The sequence below is a fragment of the Arthrobacter sp. YAF17 genome (assembly GCF_052113365.1).
GTDB lineage: Bacteria > Actinomycetota > Actinomycetes > Actinomycetales > Micrococcaceae > Arthrobacter.
This window is the reverse complement of record NZ_JBFRDB010000001.1, coordinates 437,422-461,450: the sequence shown is the minus strand read 5'-3', so window position 1 is coordinate 461,450 and position 24,029 is coordinate 437,422. Positions and strand designations below refer to the sequence as shown.

Below are 24,029 nucleotides of genomic sequence, written 5' to 3'. Positions count from 1 at the left end.
GGTCCCAACGCCACCGGTCCCACGCCTGCGTACCCGCCCGATCGGTCAACGGCGCACCCGATAGCGCAGGTGAAGCACCCGGTTGCCCTGGATCACCACGTCAGGATCCTCCAGCAGGTGCTGCGCGGGGACCGGCCCGAAGTAGCGCTTGCCGGACCCGAACACGACGGGTGCAACGTCCATGCGCACCTCGTCGACCAGGCCCGCGGCATGCACCTGGCCGCCGACGTCGCCGGCGGCGACCTCGACCATGCGGTCACCCGCAAGCTCCTGCGCCTTGGCCACGGCTGCCTCGACGCCGTCGACGAAGTGAAACGGCGCGTCGGGGTCCCAGCCCTCAGGCTCCGGCCGGTGCGTCACGACGACCACGTGGTCGACCCCGCTCGGAGGCGTCCCGTCCCAGCCGTCCGTCATGTCGAAGATGTGGCGTCCGACGACGGTCGCCCCGATCTGGTCCCAGTAGGGCCGGGTGTAGTCGTAGGACGCCCGCGACACCTTCAAAACGCCGCTCTCGTCCAGCGGCACGTCACCGCTGGACAACCACTCGAACAAGGGTCCGGGCTGGTCGTTCTCGTCCGCAATGAAGCCGTCCACGGACACCGAGCTGTACATGACCACCTTGCCCATGGGGCTCTCCTTTCCTGTGAGGTGCCCCCAGATTAGCGGCTCTTCGCGGTTCGTGGCGGGCTGACCTGCTCACTCACGTTTGTTCTGCAACCCGCAGTTGGCGAGCAACAACGCAGCTTAACTGGAAGTGGCCGGCACCCGAGGGTGCCGGCCACAATCATCAGTTCAAGTGAACTGGAAACCTTTAGAGCGCGTTGACCTTCTTGGAGATGGCCGACTTGCGGTTTGCAGCGTTGTTCTTGTGGAGAACGCCCTTGCTGACAGCCTTGTCCAGCTTGCGGCTGGCAGAAAGCAGTGCGGCAGCCGCAGCATCCTTGTCGGTGGACTCAACGGCGGTGTTGACGGCGCGGATGGCCGTCTTCAGCTCGGACTTGACTGCGTTGTTGCGCAGACGGGCCTTCTCGTTGGTGAGGATGCGCTTCTTCTGGGACTTGATATTAGCCACGTGTGAACTCTCTTTTTCAATGCGGAAAATGGTCTAGAGGGCTTTCAGATTGGCCATTGACTGAGCGGCGTGGGGATACCTATGGCGACCAACCATCTGTGGCCGTCGACCTGCACGGACACACAGCTGTCAATAGTAGCAGAAACGCCGCCGCAGGCACGAACAGAGTGGCGATCCAGCGGCGGGTCAGCGCCAGCCGTGGCGGGACTGCAGGGCGGCGGCGATCACACTGAAGCGACCGGCGTCGAGAATGGCCCCCTCGCGCCGGACGTCCCGGGGGTTGATCTGCAGGATGCGGTCCAGCTTGGCTTCGCTGGGGCGCCATTGCCGGTCCCACGGTCCGGTGCCGATATCGACGTAATCGTCCGCGCGCCGCGCATCGCCGTCGTGGTCCTTGCTGGTCAGCATGAGCCCGAGCAGGTAGCTGCCGCTCGCGCCGACCAGCAGTACCGGACGGTCCTTGCCCTGCGAGTAGTCCTCTTCATAGGGAACCCAGGTCCAGACGACCTCGCCCGGTTCGGGGCGGCCGTTGGGGGAGGGCGCATAGCTGACCTTGGCTTTCCCGTGAAAATCGCCGGGGTACTTGCTGGACAGTCCGACGGCGGCCCCGCCCCCGGTACCCGGGCGGCCGCCGGACTTCGGGCCCTTGGCCTTCGTGCCGGACCCGCGCGGCGCGGAGACGGGCCGCCCTTCCAGGAAGCGCAAGGTGCTGCGGATTGCATTGCCGATAGAGCGGAGGTTCCAAGCCATGGGGAAACCATACCGGCACCTTCCGGCAGAAAGGTGGGCGGCTGCGGTGGGGATGGCGGGCCGCGGGACAGCCGCGCCGGGCTGGGGCCGAGGTGCAGCCCGGGAGGCCACGCGCAGGACAGACCGAAAAAATGCGGTCCGCAACGGAAATCCGGGATGCTAACCCAAGGGGCCGGACGTGGGAGACTATACGGAGAGAAAGGCGGCACGGCGCAGGATGGGAAACCAGCCCGGCGCCCGGTCCGTGGAAAAGCCAACAGTAAGGACCCTGCGTGTCTCCCATGGCCCGCACCGCCCCGGTGCCCGCCGCAACAGATCCGGCCATCATCCGGAACTTCTGCATCATTGCGCACATTGACCACGGCAAATCCACACTGGCCGACCGGATGCTCCAGTACACCGGCGTTGTCCAGTCCCGTGACATGAAGGCCCAGTACCTGGACCGCATGGACATTGAGCGCGAACGCGGCATCACCATTAAGTCCCAGGCCGTCCGTATGCCCTGGGAGCTCGACGGCACCAGCTACGCGCTGAACATGATCGACACTCCCGGGCACGTCGACTTCACCTATGAGGTCTCCCGCTCGCTTGCGGCCTGCGAAGGCGCCGTACTGCTGGTGGATGCGGCCCAGGGCATCGAGGCCCAGACCCTCGCCAACCTCTACCTGGCGATGGAAAACAACCTCACGATCATCCCGGTCCTGAATAAGATCGACCTCCCCGCAGCCCAGCCCGAGAAGTACGCCGCGGAACTCGCCAACCTGATCGGCGGAGACCCCGACGACGTGCTCCGCGTCTCCGGCAAAACCGGCATGGGCGTCGAGGCACTGCTGGACAAAATCGTCCGCGACCTGCCGGCCCCCGAGGGCGACCCGAACGCCCCGGCCCGGGCCATGATCTTCGACTCCGTCTACGACACGTACCGAGGCGTGGTCACGTACGTCCGCGTGGTGGACGGCAAGCTGCACCCGCGCGAACGCATTCAGATGATGTCCACCCGCGCCACGCACGAACTTCTCGAAATTGGCGTCAGCTCCCCGGAACCCACCCCCTCCAAGGGCCTCGGCGTCGGCGAAGTGGGCTACCTCATCACCGGCGTGAAGGATGTCCGCCTGTCCAAGGTGGGCGACACCGTCACCAACCTGGCCAAGCCGGCCTCCGAGTCGCTTCCCGGCTATGCGGACGCCAAGCCGATGGTCTTCTCCGGCCTGTATCCCCTGGACGGCACTGACTATCCGGTGCTCCGCGATGCGTTGGAGAAGCTGATGCTCAACGACGCCGCGCTGGTTTACGAGCCGGAGACATCGGCCGCCCTGGGCTTCGGCTTCCGTGTGGGCTTCCTGGGGCTGCTGCACCTCGAAATCACGCGTGAGCGGCTCGAACGCGAATACAACCTGGACCTGATTTCCACCGCCCCCAACGTGGAATACGAGGTGACGCTGGAGGACAAGAAGCTCGTCCACGTCACCAACCCCAGCGAGTACCCCACGGGCAAGGTCGCGGAGGTCCGCGAGCCGATGGTGGCCGCGACCATCCTGGCGCCGAACGAGTTTGTCGGCGCCATCATGGAACTGTGCCAGAGCCGGCGCGGCGTCATGGGCGGCATGGATTACCTCTCCGAAGACCGGGTGGAAATCCGCTACCGGCTGCCGCTGGCCGAAATCGTCTTCGACTTCTTCGACATCCTCAAGTCCAAGACCCGCGGTTACGGCTCGCTGGACTGGAAAGCCGACGGCGACCAGGTGGCGGACCTCGTCAAGGTGGACATCATGCTCCAGGGCGAACAGGTTGACGCCTTCTCCGCCATCACACACCGTGACAAGGCCTACGCCTACGGTGTGATGATGACCACCAAGCTCCGCGAGCTCATTCCCCGCCAGCAGTTCGAGGTGCCCATCCAGGCTGCCATTGGCTCCCGGATCATCGCCCGCGAAAGCATCAGGGCCATCCGCAAGGACGTGTTGGCGAAGTGCTACGGCGGCGACATCTCCCGCAAGCGAAAACTGCTGGAGAAGCAGAAGGAAGGCAAGAAGCGCATGAAGATGGTGGGCCGCGTCGAGGTTCCCCAGGAAGCGTTTATTGCCGCCCTCACCACGGACGAGTCCAAGGACAAGGCCAAGAAGTAGCGGTGCCCGTGATAACTGTCCAAAAGCAAGCGGGACCCGACCGTGCCTAGCGCCCTTCCGCTGGGGGACCCGGCGCCGCCGGACGGGCTGCTGCCCGGACAAGCGCTGGAAGGCGCCGCATCCAGGGCTTTCGGGCTGTACGTCCATATCCCGTTCTGCGCGGTGCGCTGCGGCTACTGCGACTTCAACACCTACACGGCCACGGAGCTCGGCGGCGGGGCGTCCCAGGACGCCTATGCCGGCACGGCCGTCGCGGAGGTCGACTTCGCGGCAGCAGTCCTGAAGACCAGCGGCCTGCCGGCACGTCCGCTCAGCACGGTCTTCTTCGGCGGCGGCACGCCCACGTTGCTCCCGGCCGAGGACCTTGCCCGGATCCTCACCGCCGCCATCGGCGCCTGGGGTCTGGAGCCGGGCGCCGAGGTGACCACCGAGGCCAACCCGGATTCCGTTACCCCCGAATCCCTGCAACTGCTGGCCGACACAGGCTTCACAAGGGTGTCCTTCGGGATGCAGTCGGCCGTCCCGCACGTGCTGAAGGTCCTGGACCGCACCCACACGCCCAGCCGCGTGCCCGAAGTGGTGCAGTGGGCGCGTGATGCGGGCCTCGCGGTCAGCCTCGACCTGATCTACGGCACGCCGGGGGAGTCGCTGGAGGACTGGCGCTACTCGCTGGAGACGGCGCTGTCCTACGGCCCCGACCACATCAGCGCCTACGCGCTGATCGTCGAGGAGGGCACCAAGCTTGCCGCGCAGATCCGCCGCGGAGAAGTCCCCGGCATCGACGACGACGACCACGCCGACAAATACGAACTCGCCGACGAACTCATCTCGGCGGCAGGGCTGTCCTGGTATGAGGTCAGCAACTGGTCCCGCACCCCGGAGCAGGCCTGCCGGCACAACCTCGCCTACTGGCGCGGCGACGACTGGTGGGGCATCGGACCCGGGGCGCACTCCCACGTGGGCGGCGTGCGCTGGTGGAACGTCAAGCACCCCACCGCCTACGCCAACCGCCTCGGATCGGGGCTCTCGCCGGCTGCCGGCCGGGAGACCCTCGATTCACAGACCCGCAACATGGAGCGCGTCATGCTGGAGGCCCGCCTGAATTCCGGGCTGGACATCGCCAGCCTCGGCGGACTGGGTGACACCGGTCGCCACGCCGTCGCCGGACTCATCGCCGACGGCCTGATTGACCCGGCGTCGGCGTTCCACGGCAGCCTCGTGCTGACACTCAAGGGCCGGCTGCTCGCCGACGCCGTGGTTCGCAGGATCCTGCCGGATTAGGAGTCCGGAGGACTATACCGAAAAAGCCGGCCGCTGCCCTGAGGGCAACGGCCGGCTTTCCTGTTTGGATCGGGCGGCTTGGGCCCGTGACCGGTTCCGGCGGGACGGCTACTTRATCCAGCGSAGGTTGAACTSRTAGCGGTGCGGYTGGCCGCGGTTGACGTGGATACCGGCCGCGACGGAGAAGCACGTGACGGCAATCCAGATAACCGTGGCGAGGACGGCGAAGATGTTGCCCACCACCGGTACGAAGACCAGCAGGTTGCAGAGCACCGCTGCGATCGTGGGCGGCAGCGTGAAGTTCAGGGCTTCCTTGGACTCCTGGGCCGTGAACGGGCCGCGGTCCCTGAAGATCAGGTAGATCAGCAGCGAGGGGACGCAGCCGAGGATGCCGCCGAAGTGGGCCAGGGTGGCCCACTGACGGTCCTCGTTCGCCGTCAGGGGCAGAGCATTTGCCGGAACGCCATGGTACGGGGGCTGGCCATGGCCGGCCTGGTTGCCGTTTTGTTCGCGTGCGTCATCTGCCACGGTGTCGTCCTTCGGATTGCTGTGGTGCGTTGCTGCCTGGGGGTGCCAGGGCTGCGCCGGGAGCGCAGCCGCCGTTCCAAGAATACTTGCTTCGGCGCGGAATCGCGGATCGGCCCGCTGGCGGGGGCGCCCGGACAGGCTCCTCAGGGAACGGTGAGGAAGTCGATGACCTCCTCCACCCGGCCCAGCAGGGAGGGTTCCAGGTCGGCGTAGCTGCGGACCGCGCCGAGGAGTTTTTGCCAGCCCAGCCCGATGTCCTCCTTGGTGCTGTGCGGCCAGCCGAAAGCCATCAGGATGCCCGTCTTCCAATCCACGCCGCGGGGGATCACCGGCCACTTCTCGATCCCCAGCACACCGGGCCGGATCGCCTGCCAGACGTCCACATAGGGGTGGCCGACGATCAGCACGTTGCCGGCCGCCCCGGGCGATGCCATGACGGCGTCGGCGATCCGGGACTCCTTGGAATCGGGGACCAGGTGGTCCACCAGGACACCCAGCCGGCGCCCGGGGCCGGGCCGGAAGGCGGCCACGGCCCCGGCGAGGTCGTCGATGCCGTGCAGCGGTTCGACGACGATGCCCTCCACCCGGAGATCGTCACCCCAGACCTTCTCGACGAGTTCGGCGTCGTGCTTGCCTTCCACCCAGATCCGGCTCGCCTTGGCGACCTGCGCGCGCTGGCCCGCCACCCGGACGGAGCCGGAAGCTGTTCTGCTGCCGGCGGCGGCCGCAGCGGCCCGGGGTGCGGGCGGCATCAGCCGGATCGGCTGTCCGTCCAGCAGGAAGCCGAAGCCGAGCCGGAAGGAGCGGGACTTGCCGCGGCGGTCCTCCAGGGCGACGACGTGCATCCCGCCGGACTTCTCCACCCGGGTCACGGCGCCCACCCAGCCGGACTGCACATCTTCGAGGACCATGCCGCGTTCCACCGGCACCTCCGGAAGCTGGGCCTTGGCGGGGGCGGACAGGTCCTGGGGGCCCCAGTTCTGGTACGACATCGGTTCCACACTGCTTTGTGATCGGTTTGCTATGGCGGGCTGTGCCCGAAAACACTTGCCCCGGGAAGAACGCCCGGAGCGAATCCAATGCTAACAACGCGGCGACTCATATTAGACTGGTTAGCACTTAGGCATGTCGAGTGCTAACCAACATGCCGTGTGCCAGCAGAGCGTGCGGTGCGGCCGGCGAACGGCGGCACCGGATGCGGGACAGTCGAAGGGAGGTGGAGCGTGAGCGAACCACGCAAACTCGAAGTGCTGCGCGCCATCGTGGAGGACTACGTCCATTCACGGGAACCCGTCGGCTCGAAAGCCCTTGTGGAACGGCATCACCTGGGCGTATCCAGTGCCACGATCCGCAATGACATGGCAGCCCTGGAGGATGAGGGCCTCATCACAGCGCCGCACACGAGTGCCGGCCGCATCCCCACCGACAAGGGCTACCGGCTCTTCGTGGACCAGATTTCGGCGGTGAAGCCGCTCTCACCGGCAGAACGCCGCGCCATCCAGGCCCTGCTGGAGGGTTCCGACGACCTCGACGATGTCCTGGACCGGACAGTCCGGCTGCTCGCGCACCTGACAAACCAGGTCGCCGTCGTGCAGTATCCGCATCTCAGCCGCGCCAAGGTCCGGCACATCGAATTCGTCCTGCTGGCGCCCCGCAAGGTGCTTATGGTGCTGATCGCGGACACCGGCAAGGTGGAACAGCGGGTCATTGACGTGGGGCAGGACTTCGGCGACGAGGCCCTGGCTGAACTCCGCACGCGGTTCCTCGGCGGCCTCGCCGGGACGCCGCTGAACCTGTTGCCGCAGTCACTGCAGTCCGTGGTTGGCAGTTGCCCGCCCGCGCGGCGCGCCGCAGCCCAGGCACTGGCCCGCGGCCTCGAGGCGCTGGCCACGAGCAGCCGCGAGGAGCGCATGGTCATGGCCGGAACCGCCAACCTCGCCCGCTCCAACGTGGACTTCCCGCTGAGCATCGGCCCGGTACTGGAAGCCCTCGAGGAACAGGTGGTCATGCTCCGCCTGCTGAGCGACATGGCCGCGGACCCGCGGGGCGTGACGGTCAGCATCGGCCGGGAGAACCCGTACGTGGGGCTCGCCGAGGCCTCCGTGGTGGCGACCGGTTACGGTCCGGACGCGACGGCGAAGGTCGGCGTGCTGGGTCCCACCCGGATGGACTATCCCACCACCATGGCCGCCGTCCGTGCGGTGGCCCGCTACCTTTCAAGGATTCTCGGCCCCTGACGGACGGCACACCGCGCCCGTCCAGACATTCTGACACCAGACTTCTTGCCCCTAACAGGCAGTGCCCCACCGGCAGTACAAAAAGGAAGAGATACAACTTTGAGCAGCCATTACGACGTTCTTGGAGTCTCCCGCGAAGCTACGGGCGAAGAGATCAAGAAGGCCTACCGCAAACTGGCGCGGACCCTCCACCCGGACGTGAACCCCGGGGATGACGCTTCGGACCGGTTCAAGGCGGTCACGCACGCCTACGAGGTCCTGTCCGATCCGCAGAAGCGCCGGATCTACGACACCACGGGCAACGAGAACGGCACCGACAACGGTTTCGGCGGCGGCAGCTACTCCGGCCAGGGCTTCGCGTTCCAGGACATTTTCGAGACCTTCTTCGGCGCCGGCGGCCAGGCCGGACCGGCCTCACGGGTCCGCCGCGGCCAGGACGCCCTGATCAGCGTCCGGATCGACCTCCGCGACGCCGTGTTCGGCGTCAACAAGAAACTCGAAGTCGACACGGCTGTCACCTGCCCCACGTGTGAGGGCTCATGCTGCCGTGAAGGCAGCCACCCGGAACGCTGCGACATCTGCGGCGGCAGCGGCCAGGTCCAGCGCGCCGTCCGTTCCATCCTCGGCCAGGTCATGACCGCAGCGCCCTGCGGTTCCTGCGAGGGCTTCGGCACTGTCATCAAGGACCCCTGCAACGAATGCGCCGGCCAAGGCCGGATCCGCAGCCGGCGCTCCCTGACGGTCAAGGTCCCTGCCGGCGTCGCCACCGGCACCCGCATCCAGCTCTCCGGCCAGGGCGAGGCCGGCCCTGCCGGCGGCCCCGCCGGCGACCTCTACGTGGAGATCCGGGTCAACAACGACGCCACGTACGTGCGCGACGGCGACGACCTTCACGCCAGCCTCAACATCCCCATGACGGCGGCGGCGCTGGGCACCGAGCTCACCCTCGACACCTTCGACGGCCAGCAGGAGATCGACGTCAAGGCGGGCACCCAGTCCGGTGAGGTCATTACGCTGCGCGGGCTCGGCGTCACCCACCTGCGCGGCTACGGCCGCGGCGACCTCAAGGTCCACCTTCAGGTGGACACCCCCGCCAAGCTCGACGCCGCCCAGGAGGACCTGCTCCGCCAGCTCGCGAAGCTGCGCGGTGAGCAGTTCACCGAAGGGAAGCTCGCAGCGAGCGGCGGGGTCTTCGCGAAGCTTCGGGACCGGCTCGGTAACCTGTAGCGGTGAGCAACCCGGTCTTTTTCACTGCCCCCGGCACTTTGGACGGGCTGGTTCCCGGTTCCGACTTCGTTCTCGACGGACCTGAAGCCCGCCATGCCGTCACGGTGAAGCGTCTTGCCGTGGGGGAGCCTGTGGACATCGCCGACGGCGCCGGCAAGCGCCTGACCGGCGCCGTCGCCGCCGTCGCCCCGAATGAGCTGACGGTGCATTGCTCCGGGCTCTTCGAGGAGCCCCGGCCAGCGGTGCGGCTGGTCCTCGTCCAGGCTCTCGCGAAAGGCGACCGGGACGAGCTCGCGGCCGAGACCGCCACCGAGCTGGGAATCGACGCGGTTGTGCCGTGGCAGGCCGAACGGTCGATCGTCCGCTGGAAGGCCGAGCGTGCGGCGAAGGCGCACGCCAAGTGGCAGTCGGTGGTCACGGCAGCGGCGAAGCAGGCCAGGCGGGCATGGATCCCGGAAGTTCGCTCCGCCGTCGACGGCGCCGGGCTGCAGGCGGCGGTGGCCGCCGCGGACCTCGCGATCATCCTGCACGAGGACGCCGTGCGTCCGCTGCGCGAGGTGCTGGGGGCCTGGCAGGCCGACTCCGCTGGTGAATTGCCTGTTGCTGACTTGCCTGCTGCCGACCTGACCGAGGGCGACGGGTCCCGCGGGGGCCGCGAGGTGCTGCTGATCGTGGGTCCCGAGGGCGGCATCAGCCCGCGCGAAGTGACCAGGCTCTGCGACGCCGGCGCCGTGACGGCCCTGCTGGGACACCATGTGCTGCGGTCGTCCACGGCGGGCCCCGCCGCGACGGTCCTCGCCAGCGATATTCTGGGCCGCTGGTAGCCCGGGACCGGCTTAAGAAGCAATCGACTGCTCCCCACCGGCACCCTCCCCACCGGCACCCTCGCCTCGCAAACTCGGCCAGGGAACCCTGGCGGAGTGGGCCCACACCGCCGTTCTGAGCGTTCAGGAGGGCCGTTACGGGGCCGCGGACGGGTTCGGGCAGGGGTCGGGCTACTTGACCGTGAACCCGCGGGTGTCGACGTTCAGTTCGCCGGCCGGGTTGCCGGCCTCAAGCTGGGACACCCTGACCTCGTAGTTGCCAGGCCCGAGGTTTACCGAGAGGCTGAAGGCACCCGATTGGCCGGCCTCGGCGGAGGCGGTGACCGTACCTTTCAGGTAGCTGGTCTTGATGCTGCCGTCGATCCGCAGGATCTCCCACCGGAGCTCGCCTCCCGGAGCTGTGCTGCGGCCGGAGACCTTGACGGCGCCGTCCGCGAGGGAGGTACCTTCCTGGGGATCAATGATCCAGACCGGGGCGACCATCCCGGTGCTGCGCGAGGTCGGGGCGCCGAGGCGGACGTGGTTGAAGGCGACGTAGTCGGTGTGACCGTCCACGAGCACCACCACCTGGATCTGCTGGCCGGAGTCGATCAGCCCGGCGCTGGCGGCGGCCGCCGTCGCGGTGTACACGAGCTGCTGGACCGCGCGCTCGGCCATGGCAGGATCCACATTGCTGTTGAATGCGTCCGCGGACATGTCGACGGTGATGACGTTCTTGCCCGAGATGGAGGACGCCAGCTTCTTGGGGTTCTGCCAGGGCGTGAAGAAGTCCGGATCGAGCGGCTTCTGCGACATCATCACGCGAAGCGCCCGGGTGACCGGGTTGTCCTGTTCCGGGACGTCACGGAACTCCCGGTAGAGGAACGTGTTGTCATTGCTCCGGCCGATCCAGTAGACCGGCGCCTTGTTGGAAGCCTGCGTGGTCTCCAGCGGCGCACTCGTGGTCGCCGCCGATGCCTGGGCGGACATCACCTGCGAGGGAGTGTTGGAGTTCGTGATGCCGGGCTGGGGAGTGGCCACACAGCCGGACAGGACAAGCGCAGCGGGCAGCATCAGCAGCAGCATGCGCGGTCGTATCCGCGCGCCTGCTGCTGTTGTCTGTCCGATCCCGCGTCGTCTGATCGCCGCTGCCCTTATCTGCTTGGTGTTCGTGTGCCGGCGTTTGTCTGCCGGTGTTGCCGGTCCATGCGCCAGCAGCCGGGCTGCAAGCGCCGTGCCGGTGGCCAATTTCCAGCATGGCACACGGGTCCGGCACGAATCCGGGGATTCGGCCGGCGGGCCGGAACTGCAACGGGAACGATATGAGGCCGATGCGAAGTTGATACCTAAATCCGGAAACGAAGTCAGAATCACAGTCAGAATCACAGCCAGAAGCACAGCCCGAAAACGCAGCCAGACACGCAGTCATGAACGCAGTCATAAACACAGCAGACACCGGGGCCGAGGCTGGCTCGACAAGCCGTCAGGCCGGCGGCATACGCAGCCAGTCACTGGCGTAAGATAAAAGGACCCGCTGACACCCGGAACCGGAAGGTGCGAACCGCCTTCACAGACAAGCACCGTCGGGCCGGATCAGCGGGCAGACCATTTCCGAACTGGAGGGGACCAGAGGCCCGCGGGCCAACACCATGACTGAAGCAGCGAACGGCAAGGCCCGGACCAGCGCTGGAGAGCGCTCCGCAGGTGAATTCCCCCACTCCCTACCAGGGCTGCGGACGGAGGTAGTCCTGTTCGACAGCTCCGATCAGATGGTCCAGTCCCTTGGCAGTCATGACGAAGCCCTGCGCTTCATTGAGGCACAGTTCCCGGCCGTCGACTTCCACGTGCGCGGCAACGAGCTCGCCATCAGCGGGCCGGCCGCCGACGTGCCCAGGATCATGCGCCTGCTCAACGAGGTCCGTGGCCTCGTGGCCAGGGGCACCATCATCACGCCCGCTGTCCTGCAGCAGCTGGTGTCAATGCTCCGGACCCAGTCCCTGCAGAACCCGGTTGAGGTGCTCACGCACAACATCCTTTCGAGCCGCGGCAAGACCATCCGGCCGAAGACGCTGAACCAGAAGAACTATGTTGACGCGATTGACGACAACACAGTGATCTTCGGCATCGGGCCGGCGGGTACCGGCAAAACGTACCTGGCGATGGCGAAGGCCGTCCAGGCGCTGCAGCAAAAAGAAGTCTCGCGGATCATCCTGACCCGTCCGGCCGTCGAGGCGGGGGAGCGGCTCGGATTCCTGCCTGGCACGCTCAGCGACAAAATCGACCCGTACCTGCGCCCGCTCTACGACGCCCTGCACGAGATGATGGACCCCGAATCCATTCCGCGGCTGATAGCGGCCGGGACCATCGAGGTCGCCCCGCTGGCCTACATGCGCGGACGCACGCTCAACGACGCCTTCATCATCCTGGACGAGGCACAGAACACCACTCCGGAACAGATGAAGATGTTCCTAACCCGCCTGGGCTTCGGCTCCAAGATGGTGGTCACCGGTGACGTCACGCAGGTGGACCTGCCCTTCGGCACCCGGTCCGGGCTCCGGATCGTGGAGGAAATCCTCCAGGGCATCGATGACGTCAACTTCACTGTCCTGGACGCCTCCGACGTCGTCCGGCACCGCCTGGTCGGCGACATCGTCACCGCCTACAGCGTGTGGGACGAGATCCAGAGGAACCGGGTCAAACATTCCGTTGCCCGTGACAAGCGGGGAGAAGGCGCATGAGCATCGAGGTCAACAACGAATCCGGCGTGACGGTCGACGAGGCCCAGCTGGTGCAGCTGTCCCGGTTCATTTTCGAACGCCTCTTCATCCACCCCCAGGCCGAGCTGTCCATCCTGCTTGTGGACGAGCCGGCCATGGAGAAGCTGCACATCGAACTGATGGACGAGCCGGGCTCCACCGATGTGCTGTCGGTGCCGATGGATGAGCTGACGCCCGGCACGCCGGACAAGCCCACGCCCCAGGGCATGCTCGGCGACATCGCTATCTGCCCGCAGGTCGCGGAGGTCCAGGCGATGAACGCCGGCCATACCACCCAGGACGAGATGCTGCTGCTCACGACGCACGGCATCCTGCACCTGCTCGGCTTCGATCATGCCGAACCGGAGGAGAAGGAAGAGATGTTCGGCCTGCAGCGCGAACTGCTCTCTGCCTTCACCGGCAAAGACGCGCCGTCAGAGACGATTCAGTGACGCCACTGATCCTCGCCGGAATGGCGCTGGTTTTCCTGAGCTTTGCCGCATTCCTGACCGCGGCCGAATCTGCTTTCAACTACCTGTCCCGGCACGATGCCGAGGCTGCGATCCTGCAGAGCCGCGGCGCCGCGCTGAAGCGCATCATGGCACAGCCCGTGGCGCACATGCGTGCCCTGCGATTCTGGCGCATCTGGTTCGACATGGCCTCCGCCGTCGCCGTGACGGTGTTGCTGACCAGCCTGCTCGACAACATCTGGCTCGCGGGGCTGATCGCCACCGGAATCATGGCGCTGCTGGGATTCGTGATTGTGGGCGTCTCCCCCCGGCAGCTCGGCCGGGTGCACTCGGCCGGCCTGGTCCGCTTCAGCGCCCCCCTGATCCGCTGGCTGTGCTGGGTGCTGGGGCCGATTCCCGGTTGGCTGGTCGCACTGGGCAGCGCCGTGGCCCCCGGGGCTCCGGCGGACAACGAGGCGTTCTTCAGCGAAGAGGAATTCCGGGAGCTGGTGGACCGCGCCACCGAGTCCGACGTGATCGAGGACAACGAAGCCGAGCTGATCCAGTCCGTCTTCGACTTCGGCGACACCCTGGTCCGCTCGGTCATGGTGCCACGCACCGACATCCTGAGCATCGACTCCGGTTCCAGCCTGCACCGGGCGATGTCGCTGTTCCTGTTGTCCGGCTATTCCCGGATCCCGGTGATCGGCGAGAACACGGACCAGGTCCTGGGCATCGTGTACCTCAAGGATGTGGCCGCCGTCCTCCATAACCTTGGCCCGGGCGAGGAGCCCCCGGTTGTTGACGAACTGGCCCGCGACGTCCGCTACGTGCCGGACTCGAAGCCGGTGAGCGAGCTGCTGCGGGAGCTGCAAAAGGAATCGACGCACGTCGCGATCGTCATCGACGAGTACGGCGGCACCGCCGGACTGGTCACCCTCGAGGACCTCATCGAGGAGATCGTCGGCGAGATTGTCGACGAGTACGACACCGAGAGCGCGGAAGCGGTGGAACTCGGCGACGGAAGCTACCGGGTCAGCGCGCGGATGAGCATCGATGACCTCGGCGAGCTCTTCGACCTGGAGCTCGACGACGACGAAGTGGACACCGTGGGCGGCCTGCTCGCCAAAGCCCTCGGCCGGGTCCCGATCGTCGGCAGCACGGTCGTCGTCCACGGGCTGTCCCTCCGTGCCGACCGGCTCGAGGGCCGGCGGAACCGCGTCAGCCACATCATTGCGGCCGCGGTACTAAAAGAAGAAACTGACCTTGAAGACCTTCTCGACGAGGCCGCACCAATCCAACAGGGAGTCTCACGTGAGCAAGCAGAATAAGTCCGACGCCGAAGCGGCCCATGGCGGCTACCGCGCCGGTTTCGCGGTGCTGGTCGGGCGGCCCAACGCGGGCAAGTCCACCCTCACCAACGCCCTGGTCGGCCAGAAGGTCGCGATTACGTCGGCCAAGCCGCAGACCACGCGCCACACGATCCGCGGCATTGTGCACCGCGAGGACGCACAGCTGATCCTGGTGGATACGCCGGGCCTGCACCGCCCGCGCACCCTGCTGGGGAAGCGGCTGAACGAACTGGTCGCCGACACCCTCGCGGAAGTCGACGCCATCGGCTTCTGCCTGCCAGCCAACGAGAAGATCGGCCCCGGCGACAAGTTCATCGCCGCTCAGCTCGCCGCCATCGGGAACAAACCGGTGATCGCGATCGTGACGAAGGCGGACACGGTGGACCGCCAGGCCCTCACGGAGCAGCTGCTCGCCGTCGCCGCCTTGGGCCGGGAAGTCCTGGGCGAAGAAGGCTGGAAGGACATCGTGCCGGTGTCAGCCACCGACGGCTTCCAGGTCGGCACTGTCGCGGACGTGCTGATCGGCCACATGCCGCTGTCGCCGCCGTTGTACCCGGACGGTCACCTGACGGACGAACCGGAGGCCGTGATGATCGCCGAACTCATCCGGGAGGCCGCGCTGGAAGGCGTCCGCGACGAACTGCCGCACTCCCTGGCCGTCGTCGTCGATGAGATCGTTCCGCGGGAGGGCAGGCCGGAGGACCGGCCGTTCCTCGACGTCCGCGTGAACCTCTACGTGGAGCGCCCTTCCCAGAAGGCCATCATCATCGGCAAGGGCGGTGCCCGGCTCCGCGAGGTCGGCACCACCGCGCGCAAGGGGATCGAGGCGCTGCTCGGCGCCCGCATCTACCTCGATCTGCACGTGAAGGTCGCCAAGGACTGGCAGCGTGATCCGAAGCAGCTTGTAAAGCTCGGTTTCTAGGGGCACCCCGAACCCTGGCGGCGCCCGCGCCGCTCCCACGGAGCCGGCCATCGGGGATTTCCCAGATTCGGACTCTAAAATGGATGAACCCGTTCGTGAAAGTAGGCTCAACTGTGTCCCGACCCCGTGAAGACCGCGCAGGCGGAACCGGATCCCCGGTTCGGTCAGGTTCTGCTGCCCGGCACACGGATGATCCCGCCGTCGGCCCGGCACGGCATCTGGGTGTGGCCCGCGGCATGCCCGGCTGGCTGAAAATCGGGACGGCTGTGGTGTCCATCCTTCTGGTTGGTGTCATCGCCTTTGGCGCCTACTGGGCGGTCCGGCTGCAGGGAAACATCAGCAAGGCCGCCCTCGGCGCCGGCGGCGAAAAGACCGAAGGCGCGGTGGACAATTCGCGGGACAGGTTGCAGATCCTGATTCTCGGCTCCGACACCCGCGACGGGAAGAACTCGCAGTACGGCGGGGCCAGCGACTCCACCGGCTACGGGCATTCGGACGTCATGATGCTCTTGGACATCTCGGCAGACAACAAGCGCGTCAACGTGGTGAGCTTCCCCCGCGACCTGCTGGTGGACATGCCGAAATGCACCGACCAGGAATCCAAGAAGGAATTCCCGGCGCAGAAAAACGTGATGATCAACGCTGCCATGTCCGAGGCCGGGATTGGCTGCGCCGTGGACACCGTCAACAAGCTCACGGGCCTGGAAATCGACCATTTCATGATGGCCGACTTCAATTCGGTCAAGGAACTCTCCAACACCGTCGGGGGTGTTGACGTCTGCATCAGCGACGCCGTCTACGACCCGGATTCGGGGCTGCGGCTCCCGAAGGGAACGTCCAAGGTCCAGGGCGAGCAGGCGCTGGCGTTCCTGCGCGCACGGCACGCCTTCGCCGACGGCGGCGACCTCGGCAGGATCAAGGGGCAGCAGGGGTTCCTGTCCTCGTTGGTCCGCAAGATCAAGGACGACGGCACGTTGAGCAACCCCGCCAAGACGCTCCAGATCGCGGACGTCGTCACCAGGAACCTGACCATTGACGAGGGCATGGCCTCCATTCCGACCCTGCTGACCGTCGGGAACCGGCTGAAGGACATCGACGTCAGCAAGGTCGCGTTCGTGGCGGTGCCGACGGTGCCTGCGGCCAGCGACCCGAACCGGCTGCAGATGGCCGAGCCTGCCGCTTCGCAGCTCTTCGCCGCGATGCGCAAAGACGTTGACCTGACGGACCCGACGGCGACGCCGAGCCCGTCCGCGTCCGCGTCCGTGAGTGCCAGCGCCGAGCCGGCCCCGAGCGAGACGGCCGCCGCCTACGACAAGACGCTGCAGCCGATCACGGTGGCGAACGGATCCGGGACTCCGGCACGGACCCAGGAAATCATCAAGGCCCTCACCGCCGGCGGCTTCACCCAGCTCGGCCAGCTCGCGGCCAGGCCGGTAGCGGCCACCGCGGTGTACTACGGCACAGGCTTCGCCGACGTTGCCGCCGACGTTGCCGCGCTGCTGGGGATTCCGGCGACGCAGGTGTTGCCGGCCGCCGGCGTCTCCGGCGTCCAGGTCTACCTGGGCAGCGACCTCGTGGGAGGCAACCCGGGCGGGGACGCCCCGGTGGCATTGCCCAAAGATATCGTGAACCAGACCGCCGGCGACGTGGTCTGCCAGCAGGCCAACCCGTTCCTGATCACCCGCTGACACGGCCCGTCAACAAAGGACCTGGCAGCGTAAGACCCGGCAGCGTAAGGCCCGGCAGCGTAGAGCCGCCCAACGAAGAAGGGCCGGCCGCGGGAAATGCTCCCGCGGCCGGCCCTTCTTGGTTACCCGAGACGGTCTCCTACCAAATGCTGACCCGCTCGGCGGCGGGCATCCACATGCCGTCCTGCTCCGCGGTACCGAAGGCCTCGTGGAAGGCATCGAGGTTCCTGGCGATCTGGTTGGTGCGGAACTCGTTGGGCGAGTGCGGATCGGTGGCGAGCCTGCGGATGGCTTCCTCGCTCCGCATGACCTGCCGCCAGCCGGCAGCCCAGGACGCAAAGAAGCGCTGGACCCCGGTCAGGCCGTCCAGGACCGGCGGCTCCTGGCCGTCGAGGCTGATGAGGTAGGCCTTGTACGCGATCGCCAGGCCGCCGAGGTCGCCGATGTTTTCGCCCAGGGTCAGTTTGCCGTTGACGTTGTGTCCCGGCGCCGCGGTGGGGGAGAGCGCATCGAACTGGGCCACCAGCTTCGAGGTCAGCGCCTCGAAGGCGGTGCGGTCGTCCTCCGTCCACCAGTTACGGAGCAGGCCGCTGCCGTCGTACTGGGAGCCCTGGTCGTCGAAGCCGTGGCCGATTTCGTGGCCGATGACGGCGCCGATGCCGCCGTAATTGACGGCATCGTCGGCGTCGGCGGTGAAGAAGGGCGGCTGCAGGATGGCGGCAGGGAACACGATTTCGTTGAGCAGCGGGTGGTAGTACGCATTCACCGTCTGCGGCGTCATCAGCCACTTCTCCCGGTCCACCGGCTTGCCCACCTCATCGAGGTGCCGGTCGACGTCGGCGCTGTGCGCGCGCTCCACGTTGCCCAGCAGGTCCGACGGATCGATCTCCACGGCGGAGTAGTCAATCCACTTGTCCGGGAAGCCGATCTTGGCCCGGAAGGAATCCAGCTTCTTCAGCGCCTCATGCTTGGTGTCCTCACCCATCCAGGCCAGGCCCGTGATGGATTCGCGGTAGGCCTCGATCAGGTTCGCGACCAGCGACTCCATACGCGCCTTGTGGGTATCCGGGAAGTGCCGGGCAACATAGATCTGGCCGACCGCCTCGCCGAGCGCGGCCTCGACGACGGCGACCCCGCGCTTCCACCGGTCCTTATTGCGCGGCGTGCCGCTGAGGGTGGTGCCGTAGAAGGCGAAGTTCGCATCGACAAACGCCGCGGACAGGTACGGGGCGGCCGCGCTGATGACCCGCAGGGCCAGCCATTCCTGCCAGGCGGACAGCGGCTCGGAGTCCAGCAGCGACGCCGCCCCGGCAAAGAAGTCCGGGGTGCTCACCACAAGGTCCGCACGCTTCTCCGGTGCGATTCCGGCGGCGTCGAACCACGTGGTGAGCAGCGGGAAGAGCTGCGCCGCCTCGTCGGCGGTCTTCAGGTTGTACGTCTTCTGCGGGTCACGCAGCGTGACTTTGTCCCAGTGGTGCGAGGCCAGCGCGGTCTCCAGCGCCACTACCCGGCCCGCCGCTTCCTCCGGGCCGGCGACACCGGCCAGTCCGAAGACCGCCTGCACGTGTTCCTTGTAGGCCTGGACCATCGGAGCGAACTTTTCTTCGCGGTAGTACGACTCATCCGGCAGGCCGAGGCCGCCCTGGCCGGTGTAGAGCAGGATCCGGTCCGGGTTTCCGGCGTCGGGGGCGGGATAGATGTAGAACAGGCCGCCCACGTCCGCGCGGAACAGGCGGCCGGACAGTGCCACGATGTCGGCGGCCGACTCCGTGGCGAAAACTTCGGCGAGCCGCTGCCTGATCGGGTCCAGGCCCTTGGCCTCCACGGTTGCCTCGTCCAGGAAGCTGTTGTAGAGGTCCCCGACCTTCTGCTCGATCCCGGTGGACTCGGCGCCGCGGGCCGCCGCGTCCTCGATGATCTCCTTCACCGCGAGTTCCGAGCCGTCCCGCAGCGCCGTGAACGTCCCCTCCAGGGGACGGTCATCCGGAATCTCAGTGCTCTTGAGCCAGGCGCCGTTGACATGCTGGTACAGGTCATCCTGCGGCCGGATGCTGGAGTCGATATTGGACAGGGCGATCCCCGAAAGTGGCACAGATGCTCCTTTGAGAGGCAGCCCGGCGCCGTCTTGTTACGGGTCGCCGGTCTGCATGGTGGACGTTGCGGAGGTATGGCTCCTTCATCTTACGCACCCGTGTTACTGTGAAATGGTGCGCGCAGAACTGCTCCTTCTTAGCTGCCGCGGCGAGGCCTCAGACGCGATCTAGCGCAAGGCCCACCCTCGCTGCGGAGTTTGTGTTGCCCGGCCACCCTTTCACCAGGAATCACAGAAAAGGCCCCGATTGTAATGCGAAACGCACAGAAGCCCTCAGGAATGCCCGTCCACCGCTACGTCCCGTTCCAGGACATCATCACTGTCGAACTGCCGGACCGCACCTGGCCGGACAAGGTCATCACCAAGGCCCCGCGCTGGTGCGCCGTGGACCTGCGTGACGGCAACCAGGCCCTGATCGATCCGATGAGCCCCGCCCGCAAGCTGAAGATGTTCCAGCTGCTGGTCCGGATGGGCTACAAGGAAATCGAGGTCGGTTTCCCCTCCGCGTCGCAGACCGACTTCGACTTCGTCCGGCAGCTGATCGAGGGAAACCATATCCCGGACGACGTCACCATACAGGTCCTGACCCAGGCCCGCGAGCACCTGATCGAGCGGACCTACGAGTCCCTCGTCGGCGCCAAGCAGGCCATCGTGCACCTGTACAACTCGACGTCGGTCCTGCAGCGCAGGGTCGTCTTCAACCAGGACGAAGACGGCATCCTCGACATCGCCCTGCAGGGCGCGCGGCTGTGCAAGAAGTACGAGGAGACCCTGCAGGACACCCACATCACCTACGAGTACTCGCCGGAATCGTTCACCGGGACCGAACTGGAGTATGCCGTCCGGGTCTGCAACGCCATCGCCGATGTGTTCGAGGCCTCCGCCGACAGCCAGGTCATCATCAACCTGCCCGCTACGGTGGAAATGGCCACCCCCAACGTCTACGCCGACTCGATCGAGTGGATGAGCCGCAACCTGCACCCGCGGGAGGGCATCATCCTCTCCCTGCACCCGCACAATGACCGCGGCACCGGCGTGGCGGCCGCGGAACTGGGCTACCTGGCGGGCGCGGACCGGATCGAAGGCTGCCTGTTCGGCAACGGCGAGCGGACCGGCAACGTCGACCTGGTGACCCTGGGCCTGAACATGTTCGTCCAGGGCGTCGACCCGATGATCGACTTCTCCGACATCGATGAGGTCCGCCGCACCGTGGAGTACTGCAACCAGCTGCCGGTGGCCGAGCGCGCACCCTACGGCGGAGACCTCGTCTTCACCGCGTTCTCCGGCTCGCACCAGGACGCCATCAAGAAGGGGCTGGAAGCCCTGGAGAAGGACGCGTCCGCCGCAGGCAAGGACGTGGCCGACTACCCCTGGCAGGTCCCGTACCTGCCGGTCGACCCGAAGGACCTGGGCCGCAGCTACGAGGCCGTCATCCGGGTCAACTCCCAGTCGGGCAAGGGCGGCGTCGCCTACCTGCTGAAGAACGAGCACAACCTGGACCTGCCGCGCCGCGCGCAGATCGAGTTCTCCGGCGTCATCCAGAAGCAGACCGACACCATGGGCGGCGAAGTCAGCGGCGCCCAGCTGTGGCAGGTCTTCCAGGACGAATACCTGCCCTCCGGTGCGGCCGACGAGCAGTGGGGACGCTACGCCCTGGGCCCGTTCGGCACCGAAACGGATGAAGACGGCTCCATGACGCTGCACGCCGCGCTCAAGATCGACGGCAGCCAGGTCCACCGCACCGGCACCGGCAATGGTCCGATCGCCGCCCTGCTGAGCATCCTGCGCGAAGACGGCGTCGATGTACGGGTCCTGGACTACAGCGAACATGCCCTGTCCGAAGGCGGCAGCGCTCTCGCCGCGGCCTACGTCGAATGCGCCGTGGGGGAGCGCGTGCTGTGGGGCGTCGGAATCGACGCCAACACGTCCACGTCCTCGCTCAAGGCCGTCATCTCTGCCGTGAACCGGGCCATCCGGGACGCCCGCGCCTAACCTGTCAGCCGCTGCGCCGCCGGAGCATCCGGCGGCGCAGCGCTGTTCCTCCTGAAAGGCAACGTTTCTTCAGATGCAGTGCGAAGATTAACCGTGGCCCAACCATCCTCCTTTTCCTCCCGCGCCTACCGTGACGACGGCGTTGTGCTGCGTACCCACAAGCTGGGCGAGGCGGACCGCATCATCACCATCCTGACCAAGCACCACGGCCAGGTCCGCGCTGTGGCCAAGGGAGTCCGGCGGACGTCCAGCCGCTTCGGCGCCCGCCTCGAGCCCTTTATGGTCGCGGACCTCCAGCTGATTTCCGGCCGCACTCTGGACATCGTCACGCAGGCCGTCGCCAAAGGCGCCTACGGCGGCAGCATCGCCGCGGACTACGGCCGCTACACCGTCGCTGCCGCGATGACGGAGACGGCGGAAAAGCTTACCGACGTCGACGGCGAAGCGGGCACCGCGCAATACAACCTCCTCGTCGGTGCCCTGGCATCGCTGAGCCGCGGCGACCACACGCCCGAACTCATCCTCGATTCCTACCTGCTGCGTGCCCTCGCCACCGGCGGCTGGGCGCCGAGCTTCACCGGCTGCGCCCGCTGCGGGGCAGCCGGGCCGCACACCGCGTTCTCTGCGCCGCTGGGCGGCATGGTGTGCGCGGACTGCCGCCCGCCGGGTTCGCCGGCCCCCGCCGCGGAAACAGTCCTGTTGCTCGGTGCGCTGCTGACCGGGGACTGGACGACGGCGGACGCTTCCGTTCCCGTGCACCGGCGCGAGGCAGCAGGCCTGGTGGCCAGCTACCTGCAGTGGCATCTGGAACGTGTCCTTAAGTCCCTCAAACATGTGGAGCGAACGTAACTGTGGTGTTGGGTAAGAATGTGGCGCTGGGTAAGAAGAAGAGTCCGGTCAGGCAAAGGAGCGCCCCGGTGGTGGGTCCGTACCCACACCCCTCCGGTGCCGTGCCTCCGGCCATCCCGGCGGAGTTCATTCCGCGGCACGTCGCGATCGTGATGGACGGCAACGGCCGCTGGGCCAACCAGCGCGGCCTGCCCCGGATCGAGGGCCATAAAGCGGGGGAGCCCGCCCTGCTGGACGTGATGGCCGGCGCGATCGAGCTCGGCATCGAGCACGTGAGTGTCTACGCCTTCTCCACGGAGAACTGGCGCCGTTCGCCCGAGGAAGTCCGCTTCCTGATGGGATTTAACAAGGACGTGCTACGTCGGCAGCGCAACCAGCTCGATGAGTGGGGTGTCCGGATCCGCTGGTCCGGCCGGCGGCCGAGGCTGTGGGGCTCGGTGATCCGGGAGCTGGAGGAGGCCGAGGACTATACCCGCGGCAATAGCACCTGCACTTTGAACATGTGTGTTAACTACGGGGGCCGCGCCGAAATCGCCGACGCGGTCTCCGCGATCGCGGAGGAGGTGGCCGCCGGCCGGCTCAAGCCGGGCGCCATCACCGAGAAGACGATCCAGAAATACCTGGACGAACCGGACCTGCCCGACGTCGACTTGTTCCTGCGCAGCTCCGGCGAGCAGCGGCTGTCCAACTTCATGCTCTGGCAGTCGGCCTACGCCGAGTTCGTCTTCCTGGACACGCTGTGGCCAGACGTGGACCGGCGCACCCTGTGGGATGCCGTCGAGATCTATGCGCAGCGGGACCGCCGCTACGGCGGTGCGGTGGACGCCGCGCCCGCCGGCCCGGCCTGACCGGGAGCCGCCCCCGAAGGACCGCCAAACGAGCCCCCACTCAGGCGGTGCCGCCGTCGTCCAGGACATACGCGCGGAGCCAGCGTGCCAGCCGGGCATAGGCGTCGGCACGGACCCGCGGGGCGGACAGGAACACATCGTGCAGGGCGCCGTCGATCCGTTCCAGCGTGACGGTGCGGCCGAGGCTGAGGGCGCGAAGGGCGATGGTGTTCACGTCGAGGACCGCGTCCGTGCGGCGCATGGATTCCTTCCAGAACATTCCGGTGGCGCTGGCCCCGGAGATCAGGACGAGGATGGGCACGTCGATGTTCAGTCCCCGTGCCACCCGCGACTGCCCGCTGAGGACCGCGCTGAGCCAGCCGGCCCGGACGGGGAACGCCCGCGGCGGGCGGTAGTTGTCATCCAGTGTCCATTCGCCCTCCGCGGCGCTGCTGACGCTGCGCCAGTAAAAGCCACGTTCAGGCAGCCGGATGACGGCCTCGGGCCAGAACCGCGCGAGCGGTTCCACCATGGTCCGCGCCGCGCGGCGCACGGCCGGGCTGCCGTGCATTTCCAGCCAGGGGCTATCGAGGATCAGCTGCGAGATGATCCCGGGATGCCGGCTGGCCCACAATGCGGCTATGAGCCCACCGGTGGAATGCCCCATCAGCGCTACTGTCGGAGGGTCTTCGGTCCCGGGGTGCAGGGAGTCGATGATGCCAATCGCCCCGGTGATCTCGGCGTCGTAATCGTCCAGGTCGGCAACATAGCCGCCGTGCCCGCCGGCCTGGAGGCTCCGCCCGTGGTTGTGCATGTCCAGCGCGAAGAACGCAAAGCCCTGGCCGGCCCAGAACTCTGCGAGTTCCTCGTTGAAGAAGTAGTCGCTCCAGCCGTGCAGGAACAGCACGGCCCGGCTCCGCCGGCCCCCGGCAAGGTCAGCTCCGCCGGCCGCAGCCACTCGCGCGCCGGGAACGTGCCGGACCAGTGTGGCCGTCCGCTCGACGCCGTCGGGGCCGGCCGAAGGGAACGTGCAGGCTTCGAAATCGTCGCCGAGGATGTCGGGTGCCCACTCCATCGG

Annotated in this window: 21 protein-coding genes; 13 read left to right on the top strand and 8 right to left on the bottom strand. The window is 67.1% G+C overall.

Going from position 1 to position 24,029, the window contains the following annotated elements:
• Positions 1 to 45: 45 nt before the first annotated feature.
• The 3 genes from AB4Y67_RS02190 to AB4Y67_RS02180 all read right to left on the bottom strand — a co-directional run bounded on the left by AB4Y67_RS02190 (position 46) and on the right by AB4Y67_RS02180 (position 1,822).
• Positions 46 to 627, bottom strand: a complete 582-nt coding sequence (locus AB4Y67_RS02190) for a dihydrofolate reductase family protein (protein WP_441404167.1) — start codon at positions 625 to 627, stop codon at positions 46 to 48.
• Positions 628 to 811: 184 nt separating this feature from the next.
• Positions 812 to 1,072, bottom strand: coding sequence for a 30S ribosomal protein S20 (gene rpsT, locus AB4Y67_RS02185; protein WP_024365662.1), 261 nt, complete (start codon positions 1,070 to 1,072; stop codon positions 812 to 814).
• Positions 1,073 to 1,258: 186 nt separating this feature from the next.
• Positions 1,259 to 1,822 (bottom strand): type II toxin-antitoxin system PemK/MazF family toxin, encoded by a 564-nt coding sequence (locus AB4Y67_RS02180; protein WP_441404166.1) that lies wholly within the window; start codon positions 1,820 to 1,822, stop codon positions 1,259 to 1,261.
• Between the two features lie 272 nt (positions 1,823 to 2,094).
• On the opposite strand from AB4Y67_RS02180, the gene lepA reads away from it, so the two are divergent.
• Both lepA and hemW read left to right on the top strand, forming a co-directional pair.
• Positions 2,095 to 3,948 carry a translation elongation factor 4 gene (gene lepA, locus AB4Y67_RS02175; protein ID WP_441404165.1) on the top strand — a complete coding sequence of 618 codons (1,854 nt, stop codon included), beginning with the start codon at positions 2,095 to 2,097 and terminating at the stop codon, positions 3,946 to 3,948.
• A 42-nt stretch (positions 3,949 to 3,990) separates the two neighbouring features.
• A complete protein-coding gene (hemW, locus tag AB4Y67_RS02170; protein WP_441404164.1) occupies positions 3,991 to 5,229 on the top strand; it encodes a radical SAM family heme chaperone HemW in 1,239 nt (412 codons plus the stop codon).
• Between the two features lie 108 nt (positions 5,230 to 5,337).
• Here hemW and AB4Y67_RS02165 read toward each other — a convergent pair whose 3' ends face one another.
• The gene (locus AB4Y67_RS02165) at positions 5,338 to 5,757 is read right to left on the bottom strand and encodes a DUF4870 domain-containing protein (protein ID WP_441404163.1); all 420 of its coding nucleotides are present in this window, start codon (positions 5,755 to 5,757) and stop codon (positions 5,338 to 5,340) included.
• A 143-nt stretch (positions 5,758 to 5,900) separates the two neighbouring features.
• Positions 5,901 to 6,749, bottom strand: a complete 849-nt coding sequence (locus AB4Y67_RS02160) for a DUF3097 domain-containing protein (RefSeq protein ID WP_441404162.1) — start codon at positions 6,747 to 6,749, stop codon at positions 5,901 to 5,903.
• Between the two features lie 231 nt (positions 6,750 to 6,980).
• Here AB4Y67_RS02160 and hrcA point away from each other — a divergent pair, with 231 nt between their 5' ends.
• The 3 genes from hrcA (at position 6,981) to AB4Y67_RS02145 (ending at position 10,045) form a co-directional block, all read left to right on the top strand.
• Entirely contained in the window at positions 6,981 to 7,994 is a 1,014-nt protein-coding gene (gene hrcA, locus AB4Y67_RS02155) for a heat-inducible transcriptional repressor HrcA (RefSeq protein ID WP_441404161.1), read from the top strand.
• A 99-nt stretch (positions 7,995 to 8,093) separates the two neighbouring features.
• Positions 8,094 to 9,221, top strand: coding sequence for a molecular chaperone DnaJ (gene dnaJ, locus AB4Y67_RS02150; protein WP_441404160.1), 1,128 nt, complete (start codon positions 8,094 to 8,096; stop codon positions 9,219 to 9,221).
• A 2-nt stretch (positions 9,222 to 9,223) separates the two neighbouring features.
• Positions 9,224 to 10,045 (top strand): 16S rRNA (uracil(1498)-N(3))-methyltransferase, encoded by an 822-nt coding sequence (locus AB4Y67_RS02145; protein WP_441404159.1) that lies wholly within the window; start codon positions 9,224 to 9,226, stop codon positions 10,043 to 10,045.
• 171 nt (positions 10,046 to 10,216) lie between these two features.
• Here AB4Y67_RS02145 and AB4Y67_RS02140 read toward each other — a convergent pair whose 3' ends face one another.
• Positions 10,217 to 11,110 (bottom strand): GerMN domain-containing protein, encoded by an 894-nt coding sequence (locus tag AB4Y67_RS02140; protein ID WP_441404158.1) that lies wholly within the window; start codon positions 11,108 to 11,110, stop codon positions 10,217 to 10,219.
• Between the two features lie 563 nt (positions 11,111 to 11,673).
• Between AB4Y67_RS02140 and AB4Y67_RS02135 the strand changes: the two genes are divergently transcribed.
• The 5 genes from AB4Y67_RS02135 (at position 11,674) to AB4Y67_RS02115 (ending at position 17,191) form a co-directional block, all read left to right on the top strand.
• Positions 11,674 to 12,762: a PhoH family protein gene (locus tag AB4Y67_RS02135; RefSeq protein WP_441404157.1), complete on the top strand. Its 1,089-nt coding sequence runs from the start codon at positions 11,674 to 11,676 to the stop codon at positions 12,760 to 12,762.
• On the top strand, positions 12,759 to 13,232 hold the full coding sequence (gene ybeY, locus AB4Y67_RS02130) for an rRNA maturation RNase YbeY (protein ID WP_441404156.1): 474 nt from the start codon (positions 12,759 to 12,761) through the stop codon (positions 13,230 to 13,232). Before AB4Y67_RS02135 ends, ybeY begins: the two co-directional genes overlap by 4 nt.
• Positions 13,229 to 14,560: a hemolysin family protein gene (locus tag AB4Y67_RS02125; protein ID WP_441404155.1), complete on the top strand. Its 1,332-nt coding sequence runs from the start codon at positions 13,229 to 13,231 to the stop codon at positions 14,558 to 14,560. The genes ybeY and AB4Y67_RS02125 overlap by 4 nt, the downstream gene beginning before the upstream one ends.
• The gene (era, locus tag AB4Y67_RS02120; protein WP_441404154.1) at positions 14,544 to 15,503 is read left to right on the top strand and encodes a GTPase Era; all 960 of its coding nucleotides are present in this window, start codon (positions 14,544 to 14,546) and stop codon (positions 15,501 to 15,503) included. The genes AB4Y67_RS02125 and era overlap by 17 nt, the downstream gene beginning before the upstream one ends.
• Before the next feature lie 83 nt (positions 15,504 to 15,586).
• Entirely contained in the window at positions 15,587 to 17,191 is a 1,605-nt protein-coding gene (locus AB4Y67_RS02115; protein ID WP_441404153.1) for an LCP family protein, read from the top strand.
• A 139-nt stretch (positions 17,192 to 17,330) separates the two neighbouring features.
• On the opposite strand, the gene AB4Y67_RS02110 is transcribed toward AB4Y67_RS02115, so the two are convergent.
• Positions 17,331 to 19,283 carry a M13 family metallopeptidase gene (locus tag AB4Y67_RS02110; protein ID WP_441404152.1) on the bottom strand — a complete coding sequence of 651 codons (1,953 nt, stop codon included), beginning with the start codon at positions 19,281 to 19,283 and terminating at the stop codon, positions 17,331 to 17,333.
• Positions 19,284 to 19,535: 252 nt separating this feature from the next.
• Here AB4Y67_RS02110 and leuA point away from each other — a divergent pair, with 252 nt between their 5' ends.
• From leuA to AB4Y67_RS02095, 3 genes are all read left to right on the top strand, one after another.
• Positions 19,536 to 21,275, top strand: coding sequence for a 2-isopropylmalate synthase (gene leuA, locus AB4Y67_RS02105; protein ID WP_441404151.1), 1,740 nt, complete (start codon positions 19,536 to 19,538; stop codon positions 21,273 to 21,275).
• A 93-nt stretch (positions 21,276 to 21,368) separates the two neighbouring features.
• A complete protein-coding gene (gene recO, locus AB4Y67_RS02100; RefSeq protein ID WP_441404150.1) occupies positions 21,369 to 22,124 on the top strand; it encodes a DNA repair protein RecO in 756 nt (251 codons plus the stop codon).
• A 20-nt stretch (positions 22,125 to 22,144) separates the two neighbouring features.
• Positions 22,145 to 22,972: an isoprenyl transferase gene (locus AB4Y67_RS02095; protein WP_441404326.1), complete on the top strand. Its 828-nt coding sequence runs from the start codon at positions 22,145 to 22,147 to the stop codon at positions 22,970 to 22,972.
• 40 nt (positions 22,973 to 23,012) lie between these two features.
• Here AB4Y67_RS02095 and AB4Y67_RS02090 read toward each other — a convergent pair whose 3' ends face one another.
• Positions 23,013 to 24,026: an alpha/beta fold hydrolase gene (locus AB4Y67_RS02090; protein ID WP_441404149.1), complete on the bottom strand. Its 1,014-nt coding sequence runs from the start codon at positions 24,024 to 24,026 to the stop codon at positions 23,013 to 23,015.
• Between the last annotated feature and the right edge of the window lie 3 nt (positions 24,027 to 24,029).

Excerpts from the sequence above, each read along its gene's own strand:
- AB4Y67_RS02190 (WP_441404167.1), bottom strand. The coding sequence starts at position 627 with ATGGGCAAGGTGGTCATGTACAGCTCGGTGTCCGTGGACGGCTTCATT.
- AB4Y67_RS02180 (WP_441404166.1), bottom strand. The coding sequence starts at position 1,822 with ATGGCTTGGAACCTCCGCTCTATCGGCAATGCAATCCGCAGCACCTTG.
- AB4Y67_RS02160 (WP_441404162.1), bottom strand. The coding sequence starts at position 6,749 with ATGTCGTACCAGAACTGGGGCCCCCAGGACCTGTCCGCCCCCGCCAAG.
- AB4Y67_RS02140 (WP_441404158.1), bottom strand. The coding sequence starts at position 11,110 with ATGCTGCTGCTGATGCTGCCCGCTGCGCTTGTCCTGTCCGGCTGTGTG.
- AB4Y67_RS02135 (WP_441404157.1), top strand. The coding sequence starts at position 11,674 with ATGACTGAAGCAGCGAACGGCAAGGCCCGGACCAGCGCTGGAGAGCGC.
- ybeY (WP_441404156.1), top strand. The coding sequence starts at position 12,759 with ATGAGCATCGAGGTCAACAACGAATCCGGCGTGACGGTCGACGAGGCC.
- AB4Y67_RS02115 (WP_441404153.1), top strand. The coding sequence starts at position 15,587 with ATGAACCCGTTCGTGAAAGTAGGCTCAACTGTGTCCCGACCCCGTGAA.
- leuA (WP_441404151.1), top strand. The coding sequence starts at position 19,536 with ATGCGAAACGCACAGAAGCCCTCAGGAATGCCCGTCCACCGCTACGTC.
- AB4Y67_RS02090 (WP_441404149.1), bottom strand. The coding sequence starts at position 24,026 with ATGGAGTGGGCACCCGACATCCTCGGCGACGATTTCGAAGCCTGCACG.